1 pseudogene is annotated in these 600 nt (G+C 66.2%); it reads right to left on the bottom strand.

From position 1 onward, the window contains the following. Window positions 1-49 precede the first annotated feature (49 nt). Window positions 50-600 (bottom strand): annotated as a pseudogene (locus AC1DWI_RS25755) (UPF0104 family protein); the annotation flags it as partial.

The raw sequence follows: 600 nt of genomic DNA, 5'->3' as shown, positions 1-600 counted from the left end.
GCAGCCAAACATGCTGCAGCGTGCGCTTTTGACCTGGACGGGGGTGGCGTCAGCGCTTTTTGTGGGCCCGCCGCAGCTTTTTGGCGTGGGTTTCCATGGCGAGATACGCCACAACCGCCACGGTCAGTGGCACCAGGTAATAGATCACGCGGTAAGCCACCAGCGCGGCCAGCAGTTCGTACTGCGGCATCTCGTGCGACAGCAGGGCGACGAACACGGCCTCCAGCACGCCGAGGCCGGCCGGCACGTGGGTGATCACGCCGGCGATGGCCGCCAGCAGCAGCACGCTGACGACGGCGGAAAACTCGATGCGGTGCTGCAGCAGGATGAAAATAATGCCGGACATGATGAGCCAGTTGCCGGCGCCCATCAGCAGCTGCAGGCCGGCCAGCCGCACGGAGGGCAACACCACCTCATGGCCGCGCAGCCGCAGCATGCGCCGGCGGGAAAACGCGCAAATGCCGAGATAACCCGCGACAACGGCCAGCAGCACCGCACCGATCAGGCGCAGGGAGTTGGTGGTGACAGGCCAGTCCAGGGGCAGGGTGGGCGGCTGCAAGGCAAACACCGTGCCGGCGAGCAGCAGGTACCCCATCCAGT

This window comes from Polaromonas sp. P3_C2, from assembly GCF_056402675.1.
Note: the sequence above shows the minus strand (reverse complement) of the source record. Positions and strands in the feature narration are given on the sequence as shown.